The organism is Polynucleobacter sp. HIN8, assembly GCF_030297615.1.
Lineage (GTDB): Bacteria > Pseudomonadota > Gammaproteobacteria > Burkholderiales > Burkholderiaceae > Polynucleobacter.
In genome coordinates this window covers 1,472,549-1,492,123 of sequence record NZ_AP028139.1, presented here as the reverse complement: position 1 = coordinate 1,492,123, position 19,575 = coordinate 1,472,549, and the positions used below count along the sequence as shown (strand labels likewise).

The window sequence follows — 19,575 nt, the reverse complement described above, 5'->3', positions numbered from 1 at the left end:
AAGGGTAGCACTATGGCACAGTACGGAATCGGTCTATCAGCCTTAAATGCATTCTCCGAGGCGATTGACGTTACCAGTAATAACATCGCAAACGGACAAACGGTCGGTTATAAATCTGCCGAGTATGTGTTTGCTGACCAGTTCTTCAAAGCCCAAAACCCGCAAAGCCGTGACCGCGCCGGTATGGGAACCTCACGAATGATCATTCGTCGTGCCAATACCTATGGAACGATTTCGGGAACGCAAAACCCATTGGATCTCGCAATTGCCGGTCCTGGTATGTTCATCCTAGCAAAACAAGTAGACGGAACAACCCCAACAGAGAACCCACAGAAATTTCAGTACACCCGTAATGGCCAGTTTGCTGTTGATGCGAATAAGCGGATCGTGAATGAGAACGGATTATTTTTGGTTGGTTATGCCGCCGATAGCAAGGGTAATATCATCACAAATACTAAGTCAACATTAAAGCTGGATGATGAGCCCTTATCTCAAGTTCCAACTCGAGAGTCAACGATCAATATCAATATTGATAACCGAGCGGATACACTTTCAGGTAGATTATTTGATCCATTAGATCCTGCTAGTTACAGTCAATCGACATCACAAACTGTATACGATAGTCTTGGTAAATCGCATATATTGTCCTTGTATTACAAAAAGGTAAATTCCTCTGATCTCACGCTGACAGATAGTGCATCAACCGGAACAAAATTTACATTTGATGTTAAGCAGTCACTTGGCACAACTCAAAACGGAGAGCAGACTGATAAAATAGCTACAACAGCTGTACCTTCTACGGTTACCGGCTCTACTCAAACTCTTAGTAATGCAAAGTTAACCTATCTCAGTGGCGGTTTAGAAGGTCTTAATGGAGTTAAAACCTTAACAATTTCGGGTGCAGGTTCCGGACTAAAGGACGGAATTTATAAAGATTTATCTTTGTCAGGTGGATTTGGAAGCGGAGCAAAAGCTACTTTCACTGTATCTGGAGGAAGTGTAACAAGCGCTGTCATAACAGAAACAGGTAAAGATTATGGCGGATCTGATTCATTATCTGCAACTGTTGATGGGGCAACAATATCTTTAACGGTTAGCGCAAGAACAGCAGCCGCTTCAGGAAGTGGCAAGCTGGGATCAATTTATGACCTTAAATTAAGTGATGGAACAATATTAACTGTTAAACAATCTAACTTTAGTGGTACATCTGATTCAACATACGTTGTTCAAGCAGATCGCTACGCAGTATTTGCAACAATTGATGGCATTCCTGTTGGTTCCGATATTACTGGAACTGGTAAGACATCGGTTAAGTTATCTGGAGTTACTAATAGTGAACAAACTTCACTGGGAACAATGGCATTTGTCGCGGGTAAAAATTTAGATTCATTGTCTCGCGATGCATACGATAAGCCACAATTCAATACAAAATTAACAATTACTGCTGGGCCCAGTATAGGAAATACATGGGGTAAGACAGCAAATGGCGGTACGATTGGCTTCACTTTAAGTAGCACAGATACTACCGGTTACTCATCATTTGCTCAAACCTATACTAATACTCAGGACGGTTCGCCAACCGCTCAATTAACCGCTTACTCATTTGATTCTTATGGAAAGCTGGTTGCTCAGTATGACAATGGTAAATCGATTGTTAAGGGCCAGTTGATCCTAGCAACCTTCAATAACTTTGAGGGATTAGTACCAGTTGGCGGTAACGGATTCCAAGCCTCTGCCGTATCTGGTGATCCACTCGAAGACACTCCAAACGGCTCTCAAATGGGAGCAATTCGTGCACAGGCAGTTGAAGAGTCTAACGTTGATTTAACTCAGCAATTGGTAAAACTCATGGTGTTGCAACGCGCTTACTCAGCTGCATCACAGGCAACCAAAGTGCAAGTAGCAACGCTGGTTGATGACACCTTGCGGATTGGCCAATAAACCAATTAGGAAGCCAGGAACTAGACCATGATTAACCGCTTCGCATACGTCTCGATGACTGGGGCAAAAGCCTCAACCGAGCAGTTGGCGGTGACCAGTAATAACTTGGCCAATGGTTTAACTCCAGGCTTTAAGGAAGTCATTAGTGCGTTTCGGGCGGTACCTCTGCGCGGTGATGGCGAGCCATTTCAGGGGAATGGCGCCGATACCCGAGTCTTTGCAATCGACACGACACCAGGAAGTAATTTCACAGCAGGATCGGTGCAAACTACCGGCAATCCACTAGATGTTGTCATCAAAGGCGATGGATTTTTTGCTGTGCGTCGCCCAGATGGTCAAGAAACCTACACGCGCAATGGTAAGTTCATGGTGGATGAAAATGGCACGCTCAAAGTAGGGCGTGACATTCCAGTGATTGGTACCGGGGGCTTAATTACGATTCCACCGAACGCCACGATTCAGATTGCTGAAGATGGTGGCGTATTTACTCAGTTACCAGGAACACAGTTTCTGAACCAAGCAGGTAAATTAAAGCTGGTTAACCCCAATCCAAATAGTTTGCAACGTGCTGAAGACGGATTTTTTGACCTTCCTGGAACGCAAGCACCTCCCGATGGTTCAGTCCGGGTAGCCCAAGGCGCATTTGAGGGTAGTAACGTCAATCCAACTTTGGCGATGGTGCAGATGATTGACCAAAGCCGTCTATTTGATCTGAACTTTCGTGCTGTTCAAACCGCTGACCAAAATGCTAGGGCAGCGATAGGCCTAGTTTCCTTATCACGTGGTTAATTAAAAGAAAGAGAAATCGATGCTACGCTCACTATGGATATCGAAAACGGGGATGGATGCCCAGCAGATGAATCTGGACGTGATTACCAATAATCTCGCCAATTCATCAACCACTGCATTTAAACGTGTTCAGCCGATGTTCCAGGATCTGTTGTACACAACACTACGTGCGGCAGGATCATCGAGTAATGCCCAAAACTTACTGCCTACTGGATTGCAAGTGGGCGCTGGATCGGCAGTGACATCGACTGAGCGCATCATGATTCAAGGATCGATGTTACAAACCGGCAATCAACTCGACGTTGCGATTAATGGCAATGGCTTTTTCCAGATTCAGCTAGCTGATGGTACCTTGGCTTACACCCGCCAAGGGCAATTTAGTTTGAGTGCGACGGGACAAATTGTGACCCAAGCGGGTAATGTGGTTGCGGGTGCGGGTGTGATTCCGAGTACTGCAACGAGTATCACGATTAGCCAAGCTGGCCTCGTGCAATACTCCACCCAAGGATCGGCCACCTTAACCCAAGCGGGTCAAATTACGATGGCTAATTTTGCTAATCCTGCGGGATTAGTCGCCATTGGTGGAAATAATTTTATTCCTTCACCAGCATCTGGTACGGCACAAAATCAAATTGCCGGAACCAATGGTATGGGAACCATACAGCAATATTACGTCGAACAATCGAACGTAAACGTGGCTGAAGAATTAGTGAATCTGATTGCAGCGCAAAGGGCATATGAAATTAACACCCGCGCTGTGACCGCATCCGATCAAATCTTGCAACGCGTTAGTAACTTAGGGCAATAAGTATGAAACTCTATAAGCGTACGATCGCATACCTCACACTCGGTTCAGTTTGTGTCGGAATACTTGGCGCTTGCGCGAGTGCTGATCGTCCGACTCTATTGCAAACACCGACAAGCGCCCGACCAAAACCCATACAAGAAACATCTGCCAATATGGGCAGCCTATACCCAGCCAATGCTGGTGGGCCCTATGTTTCAATGGTAAGCCATCGCCCTTTGTTTGAAGATCGGCGTGCCAGAAATGTAGGCGATACCCTAACCGTGGTTTTGAATGAGACCACGAGTGCGGCGAAGAATTCAAATATGGCAGCACAACGTAAAGCTACGATCAATAGTGAATTTACGCCTGGAGCGGCGACATTACCAAAAGGATGGTACACAGGCATTAATCAGATTGCGAATTTTGATGGGACTGGCGAGATTAAGAGTGAGGGCTCTGGAGCGAGTGCTGCAAACAACACATTCGCTGGAACGATTACGGTTACTGTGATTGAAGTGTTATCTAACGGCAATCTAGTTGTTGCTGGCGAAAAACAAGTCGCCATTAGTAATGAAGAAGAGATTATTCGGTTTGGTGGTGTAGTCAATCCCAATACATTGGTATTTAATCGTGTGAACTCGCAAGAGGTTGCCGATGCCCGTATTGAATATCGTGGACGTGGAGCAACCGATGATACCCAGGGCGTTGGTTGGTTTACACGCCTACTATTGAAGATAGCCCCATTCTAATCATCATGCGCCTCTCTATCCAAAAAATTAGAACCATCACGCTCGTACTGTGCATTAGCGTGATCTCGAATACTGCTTTTGCAGATCGGATTAAAGATTTTGCAGATATAGCTGGACAGCGTCCTAATCAACTCGTTGGTTATGGATTAGTAGTGGGTTTAGATGGAACCGGTGACCAAACCACCCAAACACCATTTACCCTACAAAGCGTATTGCAAATGATCGGGGTCTTGGGCGTGACGCTACCATTAACTGGTACTCAAGCGCAGCTACGTAATACTGCCGCAGTGATGGTTACTGCTGAGTTTCCACCATTATCAAAGCCAGGACAGCAAATTGACGTCACGGTCTCATCGCTTGGTAACGCAACGAGTTTAAAAGGTGGAACCTTGGTGATGACCCCGCTTAAAGCGGCCGATGGTCAAGTCTATGCGCAAGCACAAGGAAACTTGGTGATTGGTGGCGCCAGAGCCGCAGCGGGTGGTGCCCAAACATCGGTAAATCATTTATCGGCTGGACGCATCCCATCGGGTGCCATTATTGAACGCGCAGTCCCAGCACTCCTAGTCGATGAGTTCGTGCAGTTGGATCTGCGTCGCGCTGACTTTAGCTTAATGCAACGAACCGCAGAAGCGATTGGACGACGTTTTGGTTTGGGAACCGCAATCCCCATTGATGCGCGGGCTCTCAATGTACGCGTACCGACGGATCCGTTGCGTCGCACGGCCTTTATGGCAGCCTTGCAAGATCTTGATGTTCCTGCAGTGAGTGGACCCGCTAAAGTGGTACTCAACTCGAGAACAGGATCGGTGGTGATTAATCAAGCGGTGCAGTTATCGCCCGCTGCTGTAGCCCATGGCAGCTTGACCGTTCGCATTGAACAAACACCAACCACGAGCCAACCATTACCGTTTAGTCGTGGACAAACTACCGTAACGACGCAAGATACCGCATCGATTACTGACAATGGTAAAGAAAACAGCTTAATCAGGGTGGATAGTGGTGCAAATTTAGATCAGGTTGTGAAAGCCCTCAATATGTTGGGCGCAACCCCGCAAGACCTGATTTCAATATTGCAAGCTCTGCGTGCAGCAGGCGCATTGCGTGCGGAGTTGGAGGTTATCTAATGAGCCCCTTATTTTCTTTAACCACAATCGATTCATCTTCTGCGCGATTGGTGAATAAGTCGGATAAAGCCAAAAAGCCTGACGAAATTACCAAGTCGGAGAAGAAGATTCGGGAAGCAGCCGAAGGCTTTGAACGCACCTTGCTGCGTCAATTGCTAAGCGTTGCCAGAAGTACCAATATCAATAGCCCTGAACCAAAAAGTTCAACCTCGATGGCTTACCTGCAAATGATGGATGATCGTTTAGCCGATCTGTTATCAAAGTCTAAAAAGATTGGATTTGGCGACAAGATGGCCGAACAGCTTCTTGAGCAATCCAATATTAAGCAATTAATCGCTAATGAGAAAAAGGCCGTAAACAGTAAGGATGAAGTGGCTTCGCCCGTGCTCAATAAGTATATGCGGCCTAACCCACTTCCATTTAAAAATTAAGGCTTTAGAACGAAATCATGGGTATTTATTCGATTAATGAATCGGCAAGTGCGGCGCTAAAGATTGCCCAAGCGGGCATCTTGGTGACCTCGCAAAACGTTGCTGGAACCTCGGTTGAGGGGTACTCCAGACGTAGTGCGTCGACCATTATGGACGCCTTAGCACCCAATTCATTAATGCTCAATGGCAGTAGTTTTGCCGTCGAGGGTTTCACCCGTGAGTACTCCTCATTAATTGGCGCCCAATTACTGAATCAACAAGCGAAGTCATCAAACTCCGAGACATTAGTGCAGTATGTCTCAACCATCGACAGCGTCATTGCGGATAAGTCAGCCGGATTGAGTTCCGCCATCACAGAATTTTTCAATACCATGGGTAAGTACGCTGCAGACCCAACTAACAAGGCTTTGGCAACCGCGATTACCGGATCAGCCAATGTGGTAGCGCAGCGAATGACCGGCATTACAACCTTGGTAAGCCAATTAAAAAGTGATAGTAGTACTGGCTTAACCGACACCGTTCGGCAAATTAATACTTACTTACCCGCCTTGGCCGCGGTCAATCAACAAATCGTTGAAGCCAATAGCCCAGGTAATAGCGCACCATCGGCTGATTTGCTCGATGAACGTGATCGAATCTTGGCCAACTTACAAAAATTAATCGGTGGCCAGTCGCTTATTAATAGTGATGGTACAGCTACACAATTGGTTGGTGGACTTCCTTTGGTGGAGCGAGGATTGGCTAATACGATCGGCATCAATGGCGATGGCAAAAGTTTATCCGTTAGTTTTAAGCAATCGAATGGCAATATCACTGCTACGCAAACCATTCAGGGGGTTGATGGTGGACAGGCTGGTGCGCTATTAACTCTTAAAAATGAGTTTATCCCTAAACTGGAACAGCGCTTAAATACTGCAGCGATTGGACTGGTAAAAGTTGCGAATGAAACAATTGTTGATACCGATAGCACGTCTGCACCAATCCGAATCTTTGGATTTAAGGTCGGATCAAATACGTATTCGGATTTCAATGACAGCCGCTTAACGGTCAGTGTCCCATCGTTTAATGTTAGTTCCGAAGTGGATGTCAAAAATCTATACGATAGTTTAGGCTCTGCTGCGCAAACTGAGACGGCCACCGTAACTTTTAAAGCATTGACAGCTGGACAAACGGTCATTATTGGCGGTCTTGAATTTACAGCTGGAAGTAATGGAGCATCAGCGGTGCAGGTGGCTAACGCATTTGCTAGCCTAGCAGTTGGGGATGCTGCTGGCACAATCAATACTCGAAAGAGTTTAGGTGCCTCGGCCGGAGGTACATTTACGAGCGGAACTCTAGCTGGCTGGTCAACTGGTGGACCTTCAAGTGAGTACGTCGCATTTACAAGCACATCGTCTAATCAAAATGTCACCAACTTAAGTGCGAGTGGCACCGGTGTCACTCCAACGATATCAACGTGGAAAGAGGGATACACCGGTAATTCAGTCTTTATATCAAACCAATTGATTGCTGAAAATTTCCTCTCGATTGCACCTACCGACCCCTTGATGTACTACAACGGTGGAAATATACTCAATCCCAAAATTAGCTCTGCGAATGCAAATACAGCCCAATTAAAAAGTTCCTTATTTGGAAACGTGGTCGCTGATTTGGTTACCGATGTCGGCGTTCAAGTTGCAACCTGGAAAAATACACAAAAAGCCAATGACACCATATTGGCTAATTTGAAAGATCAACGGGATCAATTATCTGGTGTGAATTTGGATGAAGAGGCTGCAAACCTATTGAAGTATCAACAGCTCTATAGCGCATCCACCAAAATCCTACAAACCGGAAATCAAATGTTCAATACGCTTTTAGCGATCATGAACTAGAAACGGAATAATCATGCGAGTTTCCTCCAATCAAATTCTTGAAGCCGGCGTTAAGTCGATGGAGAGTAGTCTCGCCGATGCAATGGCTTGGCAAAAGAAAATCAGTACGGGTAAGAATTACAGTAAAGCATCGGATAACCCATATGCAGTATCCCGTGGGGTACGTTTAGAGTTTGATGTTGCTCGATTGGAAATGTACAAAACCAATCAAAACTATGTGGCGAGTTCGCATGCCATTGCACAAACGCAAATGAGCACAATCATTGATGAGATTACCGTGCTCAAACAAGCCTTTGTGCAGTCACAAAACGGTGCGCTAAATAGTAATAATTTCAGAGCACTCAAAATCCAAGCAGAGCAAATTCGAGATACGATCAAAGCTCAGTCGGTTGCCAAGGATGCCACGGGTAATGCGATTTTTCCAGAAACGATCTACAACGTTCAGATTGAACCTAATTTAACCGTTAAGTCGGGCGTTCAGTTCTCTGATCTGAGTGGAAACTATCTAAATTCATCGGCAACCGATCAGTTTGACTTCTCAGCGCTTACCTTAGCGAGCGGTGATACGGTCAGAATTGGCACAGTCACCTTTACGGCAAATGCTGCTACTACCGGCAGTTCGCTTGCCAGCCAATTTGTTGCTTATCTCAATTCAAATACTGCAGGTACAACTGGTGCTTTTGCTAATACTGGCGCAGGAAACTCAATTGCAAATTGGACGGGTACAGCCAGCGCTAGTTCGGGCGTTCTTACTTTAGCGGCCACTACTGCTGGGTCTGGAAAAGTTAGCCCAGGAGATGCCGCAACTACTATTTCAGCGGTCTCTGGCAGTGTGAAGTCAACATTTACCGACGGTGGGGTTAATGAGACAAGTTCTGACCTGTATCAAAAAATCAACGATTTTGTCACCTATTTGGACGAACGAGCATCAGGCTCAAGCCTTACCAAGACGGCAGGTGCGATTGAAAGCGGCCTAGATGCTATTTTTGATAGAATCACTACAGCCCAGCAACGAAGTGGCGGGATTGCTGCGCAAGTCGATATTTCGAAAGAGGCTATGGGGACAATTGGTACTGAAATGGCAGCAACGGCATCAGCCTTGCTCGATACGGATTTAGCTGCGGCTACCGCTGCCTATACACGGTCTCAAACCTTGTTAAATGCTGCGCAAGCGATGTTTGCCCGGCTGCAACAAAGTTCCCTGTTCTCAAAACTGTAGTGTTAACGATATAAACGCATGAATATTCCAATCGGTTGGATCATCGCAATGGCATGTGCCCTTGGAGGCTACGCACTCCATGGCGGAAATATCGCCGTTTTGTGGCAACCTACCGAGGTTCTCACCATTGTGGGTGCAGCGGTTGGCACGATGATTGCCTCCAACAACATCACCAATCTTAAAAAGACCTTTGCAGCTTTGGGTGGTGCTTTTAAGACAAAAAGTGCTGTGAAGCAAATGCACTTGGATTTGCTTTGCCTCATGTTCGAGATTTTGCAAAAGATTAAGCGCGATGGCTTGATGTCTCTCGAAGGCGATATCGAGGAACCCGAATCAAGTCCATTATTTGAAAAATATCCTTCAGTGACCAAAGATCATCATTTGGTTGATTTCATTACCGACTATTTGCGGATGATGCTGGGCGGATCATTGGATGTAATCCAAGTTGAAAGCTTAATGGAACAGGAGCTCGAGGTTCACCACCAGGAGGCTCATATCCCAGTGGCCTCGGTCACCAACGTTGCCGACGGTTTGCCCGCCTTCGGTATTGTGGCTGCGGTGATGGGGGTGGTTCACACCATGGGATCGATTGGCTTGCCACCTGCCGAACTCGGTAAGCTGATTGGTGCCGCACTGGTTGGAACCTTCCTAGGTATTTTGCTAGCCTATGCGTTCGTTTCGCCCGTAGCTAAGGTCATGGAGCAAAACTTGGAAGCTGAAACCCGTTCCTACATGGCAGTCAAAGCCATTTTGATAGCAAGTCTTAATAATTTTCCACCTGCTGCAGCCGTTGAGTTTGGTCGCAAAGTACTGTTCACATACCAGCGTCCAACCTTTACAGAGTTGGATGAGGGCACTAAAGCCGTTAAAGGTAAATAACCATGGCCAAAAATGACGCGCCGCCAATTGTCATCAAGCGCGTTAAAAAAGGCGGACATGGACATCACGGCGGCGCTTGGAAGATTGCTTACGCAGACTTCGTAACGGCCATGATGGCCTTCTTCCTGCTGATGTGGGTATTGGGATCCACAACCGCAGGTGACCTAGCAGGTATTTCAGCGTACTTCCAAAATCCTCTGCGGGTTTCCCTATCCGGTGGCCAAGGCTCAGGGGATGCCACCCGAATTATCAAGGGCGGTGGTGACAATATTTCCAAGGTCGTTGGCGAAGAAAATCGTGCCGATGCGGATACCGAACAGCGTCGCATGAGTGATTCTTCAGTGACGGATGTGGAAAATGCCCGCAAGGATCGGACTCGCAATGAGATGGTGCGCGACGAAATCAATAGCAAGATCGATATTGACCCCGAGTTGCGCAATGCCAAAGGTCAAATCTTTATGGATATCTCGGCCGAGGGCTTACGAATTCAGGTGGTGGATGAGAAAAATAGACCTCTGTTTGCGACTGGCAGCGCTACACCGACACCCACGGCTAAACGCCTATTACGCATTATTGGCAGCGCCCTTAAGAATGAACCCAAACCGATCCGCATCGAGGGCCACACGGATAACACGCGCTATAGCGCTAATGCGGCATACAGTAATTGGGAACTCTCAACCGAGCGCGCACTATCTGCACGCCGGGAAATGGTTGCGGGCGGTTTGAATGAAGCAAAGGTTTCTCAGGTGATTGGCTTTGCCGACACCATTCCATTGAATACGCAAGATCCGAAGGATCCACTCAATCGTCGAATCTCAATTACGATCCTCAACAAAAAGCCAATTAATAATGCGGACAAAGTGTCGTATGAGAAAGCGAAGGCTGAAAAATTACCGGATAACGTAAAACCTGGCACCCAAGAGATTCCTCCGAATTTACGGGCGCCCGCTCAATTTATGCCAAAAGAGGATGAGAAAAAATCCCCTCGAAATCCGCAACTCGAGTTGCCGGCTAAACCAAACCAAAAGTCCGAGAATAGGTAGCTACCATGACCCTTCGGATCATCATCACGCTGCTTACTTTGGCATTGAGCGGATTGGCTTGGTCTGCTAAAGAGAAATCGCCTCAGACCGCTACTGATCCGAGCGCCGCGACTCCCACCAAAAAAGCGAGCGCAGCACCTGCGAGTGAAGCGGAGAAGCTATACCAACGCTATGTACGATTGCACGGAAAAATGGTGCTTGCGATTGCCTGTGTTCAGAACCCAAAATGCATTGAGCCAGAAGACGAGGTATATAAATACAGCTCAGCCCTAGTTCGCATTACGGATCGACTCGATGATTTGGTCAAGCAAAAAGATTTAGATGCATCCTACTATCGAGGATTGATCGCTTATGAGCGCGGCCGATATTATGTGGGTCGAGCCATGCTAATTACTGATCCGGATTTTATTCTGTCGGCAACGGTGTTTCGAAGACATTCGCTTGATCAATTTCGGATTGCTGAGAAGAATCTAACGATTAATGCGGCGCTTAAGAACCCAGATGCCTGCAAGTATTTAGGCGATATTGCGGATAACGGTTATCTTGGTCTTAAAAATAAAGACAGAGCCACCGATTTTTACTATTGCGCCGCGATGGCCTATTTAGATCAGGGTAAGAAAAATGCGGCGGCCGATATGTATAACGCCATGAAAAATACTGCCCTTCATAACGATCCGCGAACCATTGAAATCTACGCACGTTTGCACAACGATCCAGTGGCAATAAATTGGCGTAAATCATCCAGCCAAACGACTCAGGTCGACCTAGAACAAAGTAAAATCAATCGGCAATAGGGAGAGCGTTCATCATGAATCCAAAAGTCGATTTAGTGTTTAAGTTATTAAAGAAGTTACTGATTTGGTTAGTGGCGCCATTGGCATTTGTGGTGTTCCTATTCTTCTTGGGTGAGCAATACGAAGTAGGGCGTTTATCAGCGGTTGCAAGCTGTGAGGGTAGTGTTAATACGCCCGCCTGTATTCGGAGTAAAGGGTATTTAGCCAGTGAGCCGTATTACCCTGATTTAGGGCGTCGTTATATTGGCGGCTTTGCTCGGTTGGTAGGTGGTGATCTCGGCGCGAGTTACCGCGTTGAACCTAAATTACCTGCGCTTGCCCCAAAACCCGCTGACAGCCCAGAAGAGGATGATGATCTCAAGGATCTTCCTCCCGAAAAACCGAAAGCCCCAGCCCCACCTCCTACCAAGGCTCCGGCTAAGATTTAATCATTTAGGCATTTTTTAATCCGCATGACCCGCCTATTGATCATCGTGCTTGCAAGCCTAAGTCTCTTGGCTTGCTCGGACTATCAACGGGCACGCTCGGCCTATGAGGGCGGGAATTATCCAAAAGCATTTGAGCTATTTAAGAAGATGTCTGAAGCAGGCGATATTCGGGCTGAATACGATTTGTCCTTAATGTACTTGCAAGGCATCGGTACAAAGCAGGATCTGAACCAAGCATGGTATTGGATGCGTAAGGCCGCTGACCATGGCAACCAGTTGGCCATGGTGGAATTAGGAGGTCGCCATGAGTATGGGGTTGATCTCGATAAAGATGAAACCAAAGCCGTGTACTGGTTTAAGAAGGCGGCCCTTGCCGGTAACTCGGTGGGGCGCTATAACTTAGCCAAAATGTATATGGATGGCCGTGGAGTGCCCCAGGATCCACCAAGGGCATATTCTTGGTTAATGCTCTCCGCCCAAACTGGAAATCCAATTGCCAAGGCTGAAGCAGAGGCTTATAAAGCTAAATTTAATCCGCAGGTTCAAGCCGAGTGTGAGGCGATGCTCAAGCAACTCAATGCCGATCCAAATTCTTAAAAATATATATATAAATCAAATAGTTATAAAAATAACGGTGTTTTAAAACTGCTAAAATTCTGAGTAGCACCCCCCAACTTTGCACAAACTTGGGGATGATCAAAATGGCAAATCCCGCCATTTTTTGATATAAAGATGTTCCTGCTAAAAATCCAGCTGTTAATTATGAATGTTGTCGAGTTTGCTGAAACCAATTGGCTGCGCTTAACGAGCGTACTTTGCCTTGGAATTGCCGACATCCTCCTCGTGGCGGATCGGTGGTGGATGTTTTTTAACTTATTTTTGATTGCCTTGCTCTCCGAGTTGTTGCGTAAGCGCTTGTACGAGCGCCTCCTCTACAACTATGAAATTGATGAGCGCAATCGCAAGATACAGCGTCGAAAAGAGCAAGCTGAACAACTCATGCGTCTTAAGAAAGACGCTGTTACACCCTAGCCCATTCTTGGGCTAACGGGCGATAAGGAATAGACGTGGGTCTCTTTGATGCCGTTCTAGGCGGTAAAACGGGTGCTGACCATATGTGTCAGGCACTTTTCAATGTGGTTGCATTTTTACCGTATTGTTCCCGAGCAAACTACCAAGATTTCAATGACTTTTGGCACGCAAAAGTTCCCACGGAGAGTGGTGCGGAGGAGCGTCTCAATCAAGTTTTTTATAACTACAGCGCGCACTTCAAAAAAGACGAGTCGCTACTTAAGCAGTTATCTCAGACCACTCTCGAAATTGAGAAGTATTGGATTAGTAAATACGGATTATCGAACCGTTCAATCGCTCTTTTTGCAGCGATTAAGCGGCTTGCCGATGAATACCTACCCGATGGAACAAAAGCCAAAGAGTCTGATTTTATGCACGGTGCGACCCACCCCAACCCAGAAACACGCGTTGCGCAGTGCATGTTGGATCTGAAGGCTTATGAGGCAATGCTACCTAATTTGATGCAAATTGAGATCTCTCAGGATGAGCGCATTCATTTCTTTGTAGCCGATCTCTATGAGAATGCGGTCTCGCATTATCAATACAGCGGGAGTGATTTAAAGGTGTATGAGGAAGATTCGTACTTTATTGATAAAGATACCTACTGGGGGCGGTGGGGTCTGTATCGAAATAGCACATTGTTAACGGATACATGGATTGTGTTGATCAAAAATGATCTCCCCAGTGTCCAAAAAATCGTGGTTGCGAAAGCCGATGGCGGCTATGAGCTTGATGAGATTCCAAAAAAGATTGAGCTCGATGGGGAGATTCTTAAGGCAATATCAAAAACCAAGACAATGGGGGTAGAAAATGCCGCATCCTTTGGAATGCCCCCTAAGTATTTACAAATGATTGCTATCTTAAATACGATTCATCCGCAGCAAAACTGACTGTAGCAAACTAGCTACTACCCTTATCTTTTCTTAGGAATTGGGGAATGAAATTGCTGGTCATTTCACCCACCTTTTTAGAAATCACCTCTTTCGTCTCTTGATCACCTGCCTCACCATTGCGGGCGCGCAGTCGACCTAAGCGGTAATCATCCAAGATGCTCAATTTTTTACCAGTGAGGCCCATGTATTTATTCGTATTCGAAGAGCGTGATTTTTCAACCGAGCAAGCGATAATCTTTTCGTGGACGTATTCACCAAAGCGTAGAAAGTTATCGGCGACCGCCTGATCCTGTGATAAAAATAGGAAGTCGTGATAGACATATTGATCAATATCAGGCGCCGAATAGATTGGTGGCGCGATGAGGCAATTATTCAGAAACTCAAGATTTGTGAATGCTGTTGCAGGCGAGAAGTCATGATTGACTTTGCTAGGCGCAATCAAAATCAGTTGTTTGTTATTTGAAAAGCGCGAAAGATACAGTTGCGCGTACTCAAGAATAAAGATCTCGGTACTTGCCATTTCAAACTTCGACGTGGAGCTTGGCACTAACAAAATATCAAAATCAAGCAAGAATTCGTGGGGAATTGCATGGGTCCAGGTTAGATCAGAAATGCAAATATCTGAATTAATTGAATAGTTACGCAACATCGCTCGGGCATCGAGGAGTGTCAAACCACTATTTTTATAGTCCAGCTTGGCTTGATGAATATCGATACCAATATCCGGCGCTTTGCTTGCCCAGCGCGAAGCGGACGATTGCTTATCAAAGTCGATTAAAGAAACCTTCTTCCCCGCCTGAATTGCTAAGTAAGCAGCTAAATTCGCCGAAATGGTACTTTTACCAACCCCACCTTTTTGGTTGGTTACAAGAATTTTGATGGTTTCCATAAGCAGACACCTTCACGCCATTGAAGAACTGAAGGTAAATACTATATAAATTATTGATTTGAAACAAGTATTTTTTGATTTATTGGCTTTTTTACCGCACAAAAGGACCAATATCAGGGTTTTGCCCTAAATCAGAAGGCATTGGGGATAATAGAAATAGATCAGCAGTTCCTAAATTGATTGCCTGGAGCTCATTTGGCCGAAAATCAAAACGACTCGCAAGACCGCGAACTAGAACCGACCGAGCGACGAATTCAGCGGGCGCGGGAGCAGGGGCAACTTCCCCAATCGCGAGACATTACGACTTTTGCTTTGTTACTGGGCTTCATTATTTTTCTGATCACGGCTGGCCCTATGTTGATGCGTCAGCTTGTCATCATGATGCAATCCGGACTGCAATTTTCTAAACCAATTAGTTTGATCGATCGAATTTCAGAATGGGCATCCGGAGCCTTTTTGATTGTTTTATTTATCTGTGCGGTTGTGCTGTTGGTGATTTGGATCATCTCCATCTTCGCACCTTTGTTTCTGGTTAATTTCAAAGCTTACTTTGCTCTGCAGTTCAATTTGGAGCGACTCGATGTCTTTGCTGGATTTGCCAGAATGTTCTCGGTAATGGTTTTACTGGAGGTTGTTAAGAATATCTTTAAGACCATTTTGATTTTAGGAATTAGTTTTGCGTATTTATACGGATTGTTTGCTTTTATTCGCTCGATTGTTGATCTTGATTTTGATCTTGCGCTTGAAAATACCACTGTATTCATCTTTAACGGATTTATCTTATTGATGATTCCCTTATTAGCGATTGCCATTGGTGATGCGGTATTGCAATGGTTTAACTTTCGCAAACAAATCAAGATGAGTCCGGAAGAAATGAAACAGGAACTGAAAGAGACCGAAGGCTCTCCGGAACTGCGCGCACGACAGCGACAAAGGCAGCGTCAGATTGCCTCTTCCCGAATGATGGCGGCAATTGAACGAGCCGATGTGGTCTTGGCAAACCCTGAGCACTACTCCGTAGCGATTCGCTATGATCCCCAAAGAATGTCTGCCCCGATTATTTTGGCCAAGGGTGCAGACGAAGTTGCCTTACGAATTCGTGAAGTTGCCAAGGAGCACGAAGTTCCAATTGCACAAATACCCGCTCTCGCACGTTACTTATTTAATCAATTGGATATTGGCGAGTCGATACCCGCCCCATTATTTGAAGCAATTGCCATGGTCTTAGCATGGGCTTATGAGGTTAAAGATACCGGCATGAATAAAGATTTACCTGAAATTAGTTTCAAACCCGATGTACTAAAACCTGGCAGAGCACTAATTTAGTTTTGAATGCTGTTGGCAAAGGCGGCGCCGACGTCCTCTGGAAAATAGTAGACCAGCATCAGTTCGTTCCGATTGTTTAGGCTTCTGCCCACCTGAAAGGCGACTTGTCCTTTACCAAATAAATAGGTCTTGGTTTTGCGAAGGCCTGCATTAAAAGCGCTTAATTGACCCTCGGTAGGCTCGTGGTCCAAGCCATACTTCAGAGTGAACCGTTCGATGATTTGTTGAGCTTGCTCCTTATTGAAGTAGCCAAGCTCTTTTTTAATCAAGATCATTCGTCCTGATTCGTTATAGATTGCCCAGACGTGGTCTTCATTGCCATCCACCTTAATTTTGCAACTTAAGGTTAGTTCGTATTCGGTGCAATTAAATTGATTCTTAATCTGCTCTTTGGAGCCTGAAAAATTGATCCCCTGATAGCCCAAAATGGGCAGCTGTTCAGCTTTGGTATCTGGTAGCCATACGGTTGGTTTGCTTTTATCAACTTCGCCCTTACCGCAGCCAGAAATAATCAGGGCTGAAAAAATAGGGATGAATAAGCACTGCAGGCGAAAAAAATGAATTTTCTGAATCATGATCTGATTTTAGGATATCTCCAAATAATTCAAGGGGTTTTGAAATTGACTAAATTAATGATTAGTATTAACCCTAATCATTTTGCTTGGGCCGTAACAAAAATTGGTTTATTTCAGCTTAGAATGATCTGAAATAGCAGTTATGGAGACAACCATGTTTAATGTTCAGCCAAAACATCCTGCGACGCCTACGAATTTGGTGTTTAACAACATCATTGGCGCAGGATCATTTATTCAAGGTGATCAGATTATTAAAGGGCACTTGCTCATTTCGGGCGAATGCATTGGCAACCTAAAATTTGATCTAGCAACCGAAGATACTGCCGTAGTCGACCTGAATGGCGTAATGCGTGGTGATATTACGTGTAAAAACGCAATTGTGATTGGTCGTGTTGAGGGAAATTTGCGGGTTGAAAATCGGCTCGAAATTTATCCAAGCGCTATCGTGAACGGTGATATTGATTACGGTCAAATATTTATTCATGCGGATGCTCGTGTCAACGGCCAATTGCACTGCTTATTGGATGACGCTGAGTCTTTGCAAGCTACCCCCAAATCTGAGTCCGTAGCCAAACTAAAGGCAGTTTAATTGTTGCTGAGCTGATCGACTATTCTCAAGCGAAAGGGATTAGGTGCCCGCCCGATTTATTCCCTGGATACTTAGTATTCTCATAGCAATTCTGAGCGGTTTGTATTGCATTGTTGGCCCAGGTGGCCATCATGTTTGGCTCTTGTGCGCGATCTTTGTTGGTTTTTCTATCGTTGGTTTCATGGATCTCATGCAAAGTCATCATGCGATTTTGCGTAACTATCCCCTAATCGGGCATCTACGTTTTTTCTTCGAATTCATTCGCCCCGAGATTCGGCAATACTTTTTAGAGTCGGATAACGAGGAAATCCCTTTTTCGAGAGCTCAGCGTGCGCTGGTGTATCAGCGTGCTAAGGGCGCTTCAGACAAAAGACCATTTGGAACGCTTGTAGATGTGTATAAGCCGAGCGCAGAAATTTTGTTGCAAAGAGGCAACCCAATTAATCCCCCCAGTGTGGAGTCTTTACGGGTGCGAGTCGGTGGCGCACAGTGCACACAACCCTATTTCATTTCTTTATTTAATATTTCTGCCATGAGTTTTGGGGCTTTATCGGCCAACGCCATCATGGCCTTAAATCGTGGCGCTCAAAAGGGTGGCTTTGCGCATGATACGGGTGAGGGGTCCGTTTCCGTCTACCACCGAAAATATGGCGGTGATTTGATTTGGGAAATCGGATCGGGTTATTTTGGTTGCCGCAACAGCAGTGGTCAATTTGATCCAGAACGCTTTAAGGCTACCGCATTAGATCCGCAAATCAAAATGATTGAGATTAAGCTCTCGCAGGGAGCCAAACCTGGACACGGCGGGGTATTACCGGCTTCTAAGATTACCCCCGAAATTGCACAGGCGCGCGGCGTTCCCATGGGTGAAGACTGCGTTTCCCCAGCGAACCATTCTGCTTTTCATACACCTAAAGAATTGTGTTTGTTTATTCAAGAACTACGCCAATTGTCAAATGGTAAGCCCGTTGGATTTAAGCTTTGCATCGGAAATATTGCAGATTGGTTTGCGATTGTTAAGGCAATGCTTGAAACCAAAATTTACCCGGATTTTATTGTGGTTGATGGCAGTGAAGGGGGTACTGGTGCAGCGCCCGTCGAGTTTGTAGACAACATTGGGATACCCATGCGAGATGGGCTTCGATTGGTTCATAGCTCGTTAATAGGCGTTGGGTTGCGCGATCAAATTCGAATTGGGGTAGCTGGAAAAATTGTGAGTGCGTTTGACATGATGCGTGCCTTAGCCATTGGTGCTGATTGGTGTAATTCAGCACGCGGCTTTATGTTTGCGATTGGCTGTATTCAATCGCGCTCATGCCATACCGATCATTGCCCTACCGGGGTTGCTACCCAAGATCGTTTGCGTCAGGGTGCCTTAAATCCCATGGATAAAAGTGAACGCGTCTACCGTTTTCATCATGAAACCTTATTAGCCTTTGCAGAGATGTGCGCAGCAGCGGGAATACGTGATCATGAAGCGATTACTGAAGATTTAATTTTGCGGCGGGATACGCAAACTAAGCTGACTCCGTTAGGGGACCAGTTGATGAAAATTCCGGCAGGCGCTTTACTCACTGCGCAAGCTGAGCAAATTCTAGACAGTCAAATGCATGGATTAGGAAAACAATGGAGCTTGGCCCAAGCATCGGCTTGGTAAACATCTAGCGTAGTTTTTCTAATTGAATTAGTATCACGATACCCATGGCTAAGAAAAAAAATCCTGCAATCCGCTTTTTGGATCCAACCGTCGAATCCTTTGAGACAATTGTTGGCCCCAGAACAGTCTTTCGGGGCAACATTGCTGCTTTTGAAAGTATTCGTATCGATGGCAAGGTCATCGGTAATATCGAATCACCCCCGGGGAGTAATATCACGGTGGCGCTTGGTAAAACTGCCATGGTGGAGGGCAACATTAATACTTATCGAGCACTCATTGCAGGTCGGGTCGAAGGTAATATCTACGCCTCAGAGCGCGCCGAGCTTCATGATGGAGCTGATATTCATGGGGAGGTCATTTATGGCCAAATTGGGGTTGAGCAGGGTGCCAAATTAACCGGCACGATGTCTCGTATTGACCCTGACGAGCCTCAAGAGATCTCCGCAGAGGCAATGGAAATCTTTGAGCAATTTAATCGCGAAGACGACAACAGTTAATTCAATCAATACAACAG

At 45.8% G+C, this 19,575-nt stretch carries 21 protein-coding genes; 19 read left to right on the top strand and 2 right to left on the bottom strand.

The window, feature by feature from the left end; genetic code table 11:
- Positions 1–12 precede the first annotated feature (12 nt).
- The 15 genes from QUE65_RS07785 (at position 13) to QUE65_RS07715 (ending at position 14,022) form a co-directional block, all read left to right on the top strand.
- A complete protein-coding gene (locus QUE65_RS07785; RefSeq protein WP_215369643.1) occupies positions 13–1,941 on the top strand; it encodes a flagellar hook-basal body complex protein in 1,929 nt (642 codons plus the stop codon).
- Between the two features lie 27 nt (positions 1,942–1,968).
- A complete protein-coding gene (flgF, locus tag QUE65_RS07780) occupies positions 1,969–2,730 on the top strand; it encodes a flagellar basal body rod protein FlgF (protein WP_286280473.1) in 762 nt (253 codons plus the stop codon).
- A 19-nt stretch (positions 2,731–2,749) separates the two neighbouring features.
- A complete protein-coding gene (gene flgG / locus QUE65_RS07775) occupies positions 2,750–3,538 on the top strand; it encodes a flagellar basal-body rod protein FlgG (protein ID WP_286280471.1) in 789 nt (262 codons plus the stop codon).
- A gap of 2 nt (positions 3,539–3,540) precedes the next feature.
- Positions 3,541–4,266: a flagellar basal body L-ring protein FlgH gene (locus tag QUE65_RS07770; RefSeq protein ID WP_286280469.1), complete on the top strand. Its 726-nt coding sequence runs from the start codon at positions 3,541–3,543 to the stop codon at positions 4,264–4,266.
- Between the two features lie 5 nt (positions 4,267–4,271).
- Positions 4,272–5,393, top strand: a complete 1,122-nt coding sequence (locus QUE65_RS07765) for a flagellar basal body P-ring protein FlgI (protein ID WP_286280468.1) — start codon at positions 4,272–4,274, stop codon at positions 5,391–5,393.
- Positions 5,393–5,824 (top strand): hypothetical protein, encoded by a 432-nt coding sequence (locus tag QUE65_RS07760; protein WP_215369636.1) that lies wholly within the window; start codon positions 5,393–5,395, stop codon positions 5,822–5,824. The genes QUE65_RS07765 and QUE65_RS07760 overlap by 1 nt, the downstream gene beginning before the upstream one ends.
- A 17-nt stretch (positions 5,825–5,841) precedes the next feature.
- Positions 5,842–7,698 (top strand): flagellar hook-associated protein FlgK, encoded by a 1,857-nt coding sequence (locus QUE65_RS07755; RefSeq protein ID WP_286280465.1) that lies wholly within the window; start codon positions 5,842–5,844, stop codon positions 7,696–7,698.
- A 13-nt stretch (positions 7,699–7,711) separates the two neighbouring features.
- Entirely contained in the window at positions 7,712–8,917 is a 1,206-nt protein-coding gene (locus QUE65_RS07750; RefSeq protein WP_286280464.1) for a flagellin N-terminal helical domain-containing protein, read from the top strand.
- An 18-nt stretch (positions 8,918–8,935) separates the two neighbouring features.
- Positions 8,936–9,796 carry a flagellar motor stator protein MotA gene (gene motA / locus QUE65_RS07745; protein ID WP_286280462.1) on the top strand — a complete coding sequence of 287 codons (861 nt, stop codon included), beginning with the start codon at positions 8,936–8,938 and terminating at the stop codon, positions 9,794–9,796.
- Positions 9,797–9,798: 2 nt separating this feature from the next.
- Positions 9,799–10,839, top strand: a complete 1,041-nt coding sequence (gene motB, locus QUE65_RS07740) for a flagellar motor protein MotB (protein ID WP_215369629.1) — start codon at positions 9,799–9,801, stop codon at positions 10,837–10,839.
- Between the two features lie 5 nt (positions 10,840–10,844).
- A complete protein-coding gene (locus QUE65_RS07735) occupies positions 10,845–11,633 on the top strand; it encodes a hypothetical protein (RefSeq protein ID WP_286280458.1) in 789 nt (262 codons plus the stop codon).
- Positions 11,634–11,647: 14 nt separating this feature from the next.
- Positions 11,648–12,061 (top strand): hypothetical protein, encoded by a 414-nt coding sequence (locus QUE65_RS07730; RefSeq protein ID WP_286280456.1) that lies wholly within the window; start codon positions 11,648–11,650, stop codon positions 12,059–12,061.
- 24 nt (positions 12,062–12,085) lie between these two features.
- Entirely contained in the window at positions 12,086–12,658 is a 573-nt protein-coding gene (locus QUE65_RS07725; RefSeq protein WP_286280454.1) for a tetratricopeptide repeat protein, read from the top strand.
- A 135-nt stretch (positions 12,659–12,793) separates the two neighbouring features.
- Positions 12,794–13,093, top strand: coding sequence for a hypothetical protein (locus QUE65_RS07720; RefSeq protein WP_286280452.1), 300 nt, complete (start codon positions 12,794–12,796; stop codon positions 13,091–13,093).
- A gap of 35 nt (positions 13,094–13,128) precedes the next feature.
- A complete protein-coding gene (locus QUE65_RS07715) occupies positions 13,129–14,022 on the top strand; it encodes a hypothetical protein (RefSeq protein WP_286280450.1) in 894 nt (297 codons plus the stop codon).
- A 10-nt stretch (positions 14,023–14,032) separates the two neighbouring features.
- Here the strand turns inward: QUE65_RS07715 and QUE65_RS07710 are convergent, their stop codons facing one another.
- The gene (locus QUE65_RS07710) at positions 14,033–14,914 is read right to left on the bottom strand and encodes a ParA family protein (protein WP_286280448.1); all 882 of its coding nucleotides are present in this window, start codon (positions 14,912–14,914) and stop codon (positions 14,033–14,035) included.
- Between the two features lie 195 nt (positions 14,915–15,109).
- Between QUE65_RS07710 and QUE65_RS07705 the strand changes: the two genes are divergently transcribed.
- Positions 15,110–16,240, top strand: coding sequence for an EscU/YscU/HrcU family type III secretion system export apparatus switch protein (locus tag QUE65_RS07705; protein WP_215369618.1), 1,131 nt, complete (start codon positions 15,110–15,112; stop codon positions 16,238–16,240).
- Here the strand turns inward: QUE65_RS07705 and QUE65_RS07700 are convergent.
- Positions 16,237–16,815, bottom strand: coding sequence for a hypothetical protein (locus QUE65_RS07700; protein ID WP_286280446.1), 579 nt, complete (start codon positions 16,813–16,815; stop codon positions 16,237–16,239). The genes QUE65_RS07705 and QUE65_RS07700 overlap by 4 nt on opposite strands.
- Before the next feature lie 154 nt (positions 16,816–16,969).
- On the opposite strand from QUE65_RS07700, the gene QUE65_RS07695 reads away from it, so the two are divergent.
- The 3 genes from QUE65_RS07695 to QUE65_RS07685 are packed head-to-tail and all read left to right on the top strand — an operon-like array spanning position 16,970 to position 19,558.
- On the top strand, positions 16,970–17,404 hold the full coding sequence (locus QUE65_RS07695; RefSeq protein WP_286280445.1) for a bactofilin family protein: 435 nt from the start codon (positions 16,970–16,972) through the stop codon (positions 17,402–17,404).
- 43 nt (positions 17,405–17,447) lie between these two features.
- Positions 17,448–19,061 carry an FMN-binding glutamate synthase family protein gene (locus QUE65_RS07690; RefSeq protein WP_286280443.1) on the top strand — a complete coding sequence of 538 codons (1,614 nt, stop codon included), beginning with the start codon at positions 17,448–17,450 and terminating at the stop codon, positions 19,059–19,061.
- A 44-nt stretch (positions 19,062–19,105) separates the two neighbouring features.
- Positions 19,106–19,558 carry a bactofilin family protein gene (locus QUE65_RS07685; protein WP_215369613.1) on the top strand — a complete coding sequence of 151 codons (453 nt, stop codon included), beginning with the start codon at positions 19,106–19,108 and terminating at the stop codon, positions 19,556–19,558.
- Positions 19,559–19,575: the final 17 nt, after the last annotated feature.

Excerpts from the sequence above, each read along its gene's own strand:
- QUE65_RS07785 (WP_215369643.1), top strand. The coding sequence starts at position 13 with ATGGCACAGTACGGAATCGGTCTATCAGCCTTAAATGCATTCTCCGAG.
- flgF (WP_286280473.1), top strand. The coding sequence starts at position 1,969 with ATGATTAACCGCTTCGCATACGTCTCGATGACTGGGGCAAAAGCCTCA.
- flgG (WP_286280471.1), top strand. The coding sequence starts at position 2,750 with ATGCTACGCTCACTATGGATATCGAAAACGGGGATGGATGCCCAGCAG.
- QUE65_RS07770 (WP_286280469.1), top strand. The coding sequence starts at position 3,541 with ATGAAACTCTATAAGCGTACGATCGCATACCTCACACTCGGTTCAGTT.
- QUE65_RS07765 (WP_286280468.1), top strand. The coding sequence starts at position 4,272 with ATGCGCCTCTCTATCCAAAAAATTAGAACCATCACGCTCGTACTGTGC.
- QUE65_RS07760 (WP_215369636.1), top strand. The coding sequence starts at position 5,393 with ATGAGCCCCTTATTTTCTTTAACCACAATCGATTCATCTTCTGCGCGA.
- QUE65_RS07755 (WP_286280465.1), top strand. The coding sequence starts at position 5,842 with ATGGGTATTTATTCGATTAATGAATCGGCAAGTGCGGCGCTAAAGATT.
- QUE65_RS07750 (WP_286280464.1), top strand. The coding sequence starts at position 7,712 with ATGCGAGTTTCCTCCAATCAAATTCTTGAAGCCGGCGTTAAGTCGATG.
- motA (WP_286280462.1), top strand. The coding sequence starts at position 8,936 with ATGAATATTCCAATCGGTTGGATCATCGCAATGGCATGTGCCCTTGGA.
- motB (WP_215369629.1), top strand. The coding sequence starts at position 9,799 with ATGGCCAAAAATGACGCGCCGCCAATTGTCATCAAGCGCGTTAAAAAA.
- QUE65_RS07735 (WP_286280458.1), top strand. The coding sequence starts at position 10,845 with ATGACCCTTCGGATCATCATCACGCTGCTTACTTTGGCATTGAGCGGA.
- QUE65_RS07730 (WP_286280456.1), top strand. The coding sequence starts at position 11,648 with ATGAATCCAAAAGTCGATTTAGTGTTTAAGTTATTAAAGAAGTTACTG.
- QUE65_RS07725 (WP_286280454.1), top strand. The coding sequence starts at position 12,086 with ATGACCCGCCTATTGATCATCGTGCTTGCAAGCCTAAGTCTCTTGGCT.
- QUE65_RS07720 (WP_286280452.1), top strand. The coding sequence starts at position 12,794 with ATGTTCCTGCTAAAAATCCAGCTGTTAATTATGAATGTTGTCGAGTTT.
- QUE65_RS07710 (WP_286280448.1), bottom strand. The coding sequence starts at position 14,914 with ATGGAAACCATCAAAATTCTTGTAACCAACCAAAAAGGTGGGGTTGGT.
- QUE65_RS07700 (WP_286280446.1), bottom strand. The coding sequence starts at position 16,815 with ATGATTCAGAAAATTCATTTTTTTCGCCTGCAGTGCTTATTCATCCCT.
- QUE65_RS07695 (WP_286280445.1), top strand. The coding sequence starts at position 16,970 with ATGTTTAATGTTCAGCCAAAACATCCTGCGACGCCTACGAATTTGGTG.
- QUE65_RS07685 (WP_215369613.1), top strand. The coding sequence starts at position 19,106 with ATGGCTAAGAAAAAAAATCCTGCAATCCGCTTTTTGGATCCAACCGTC.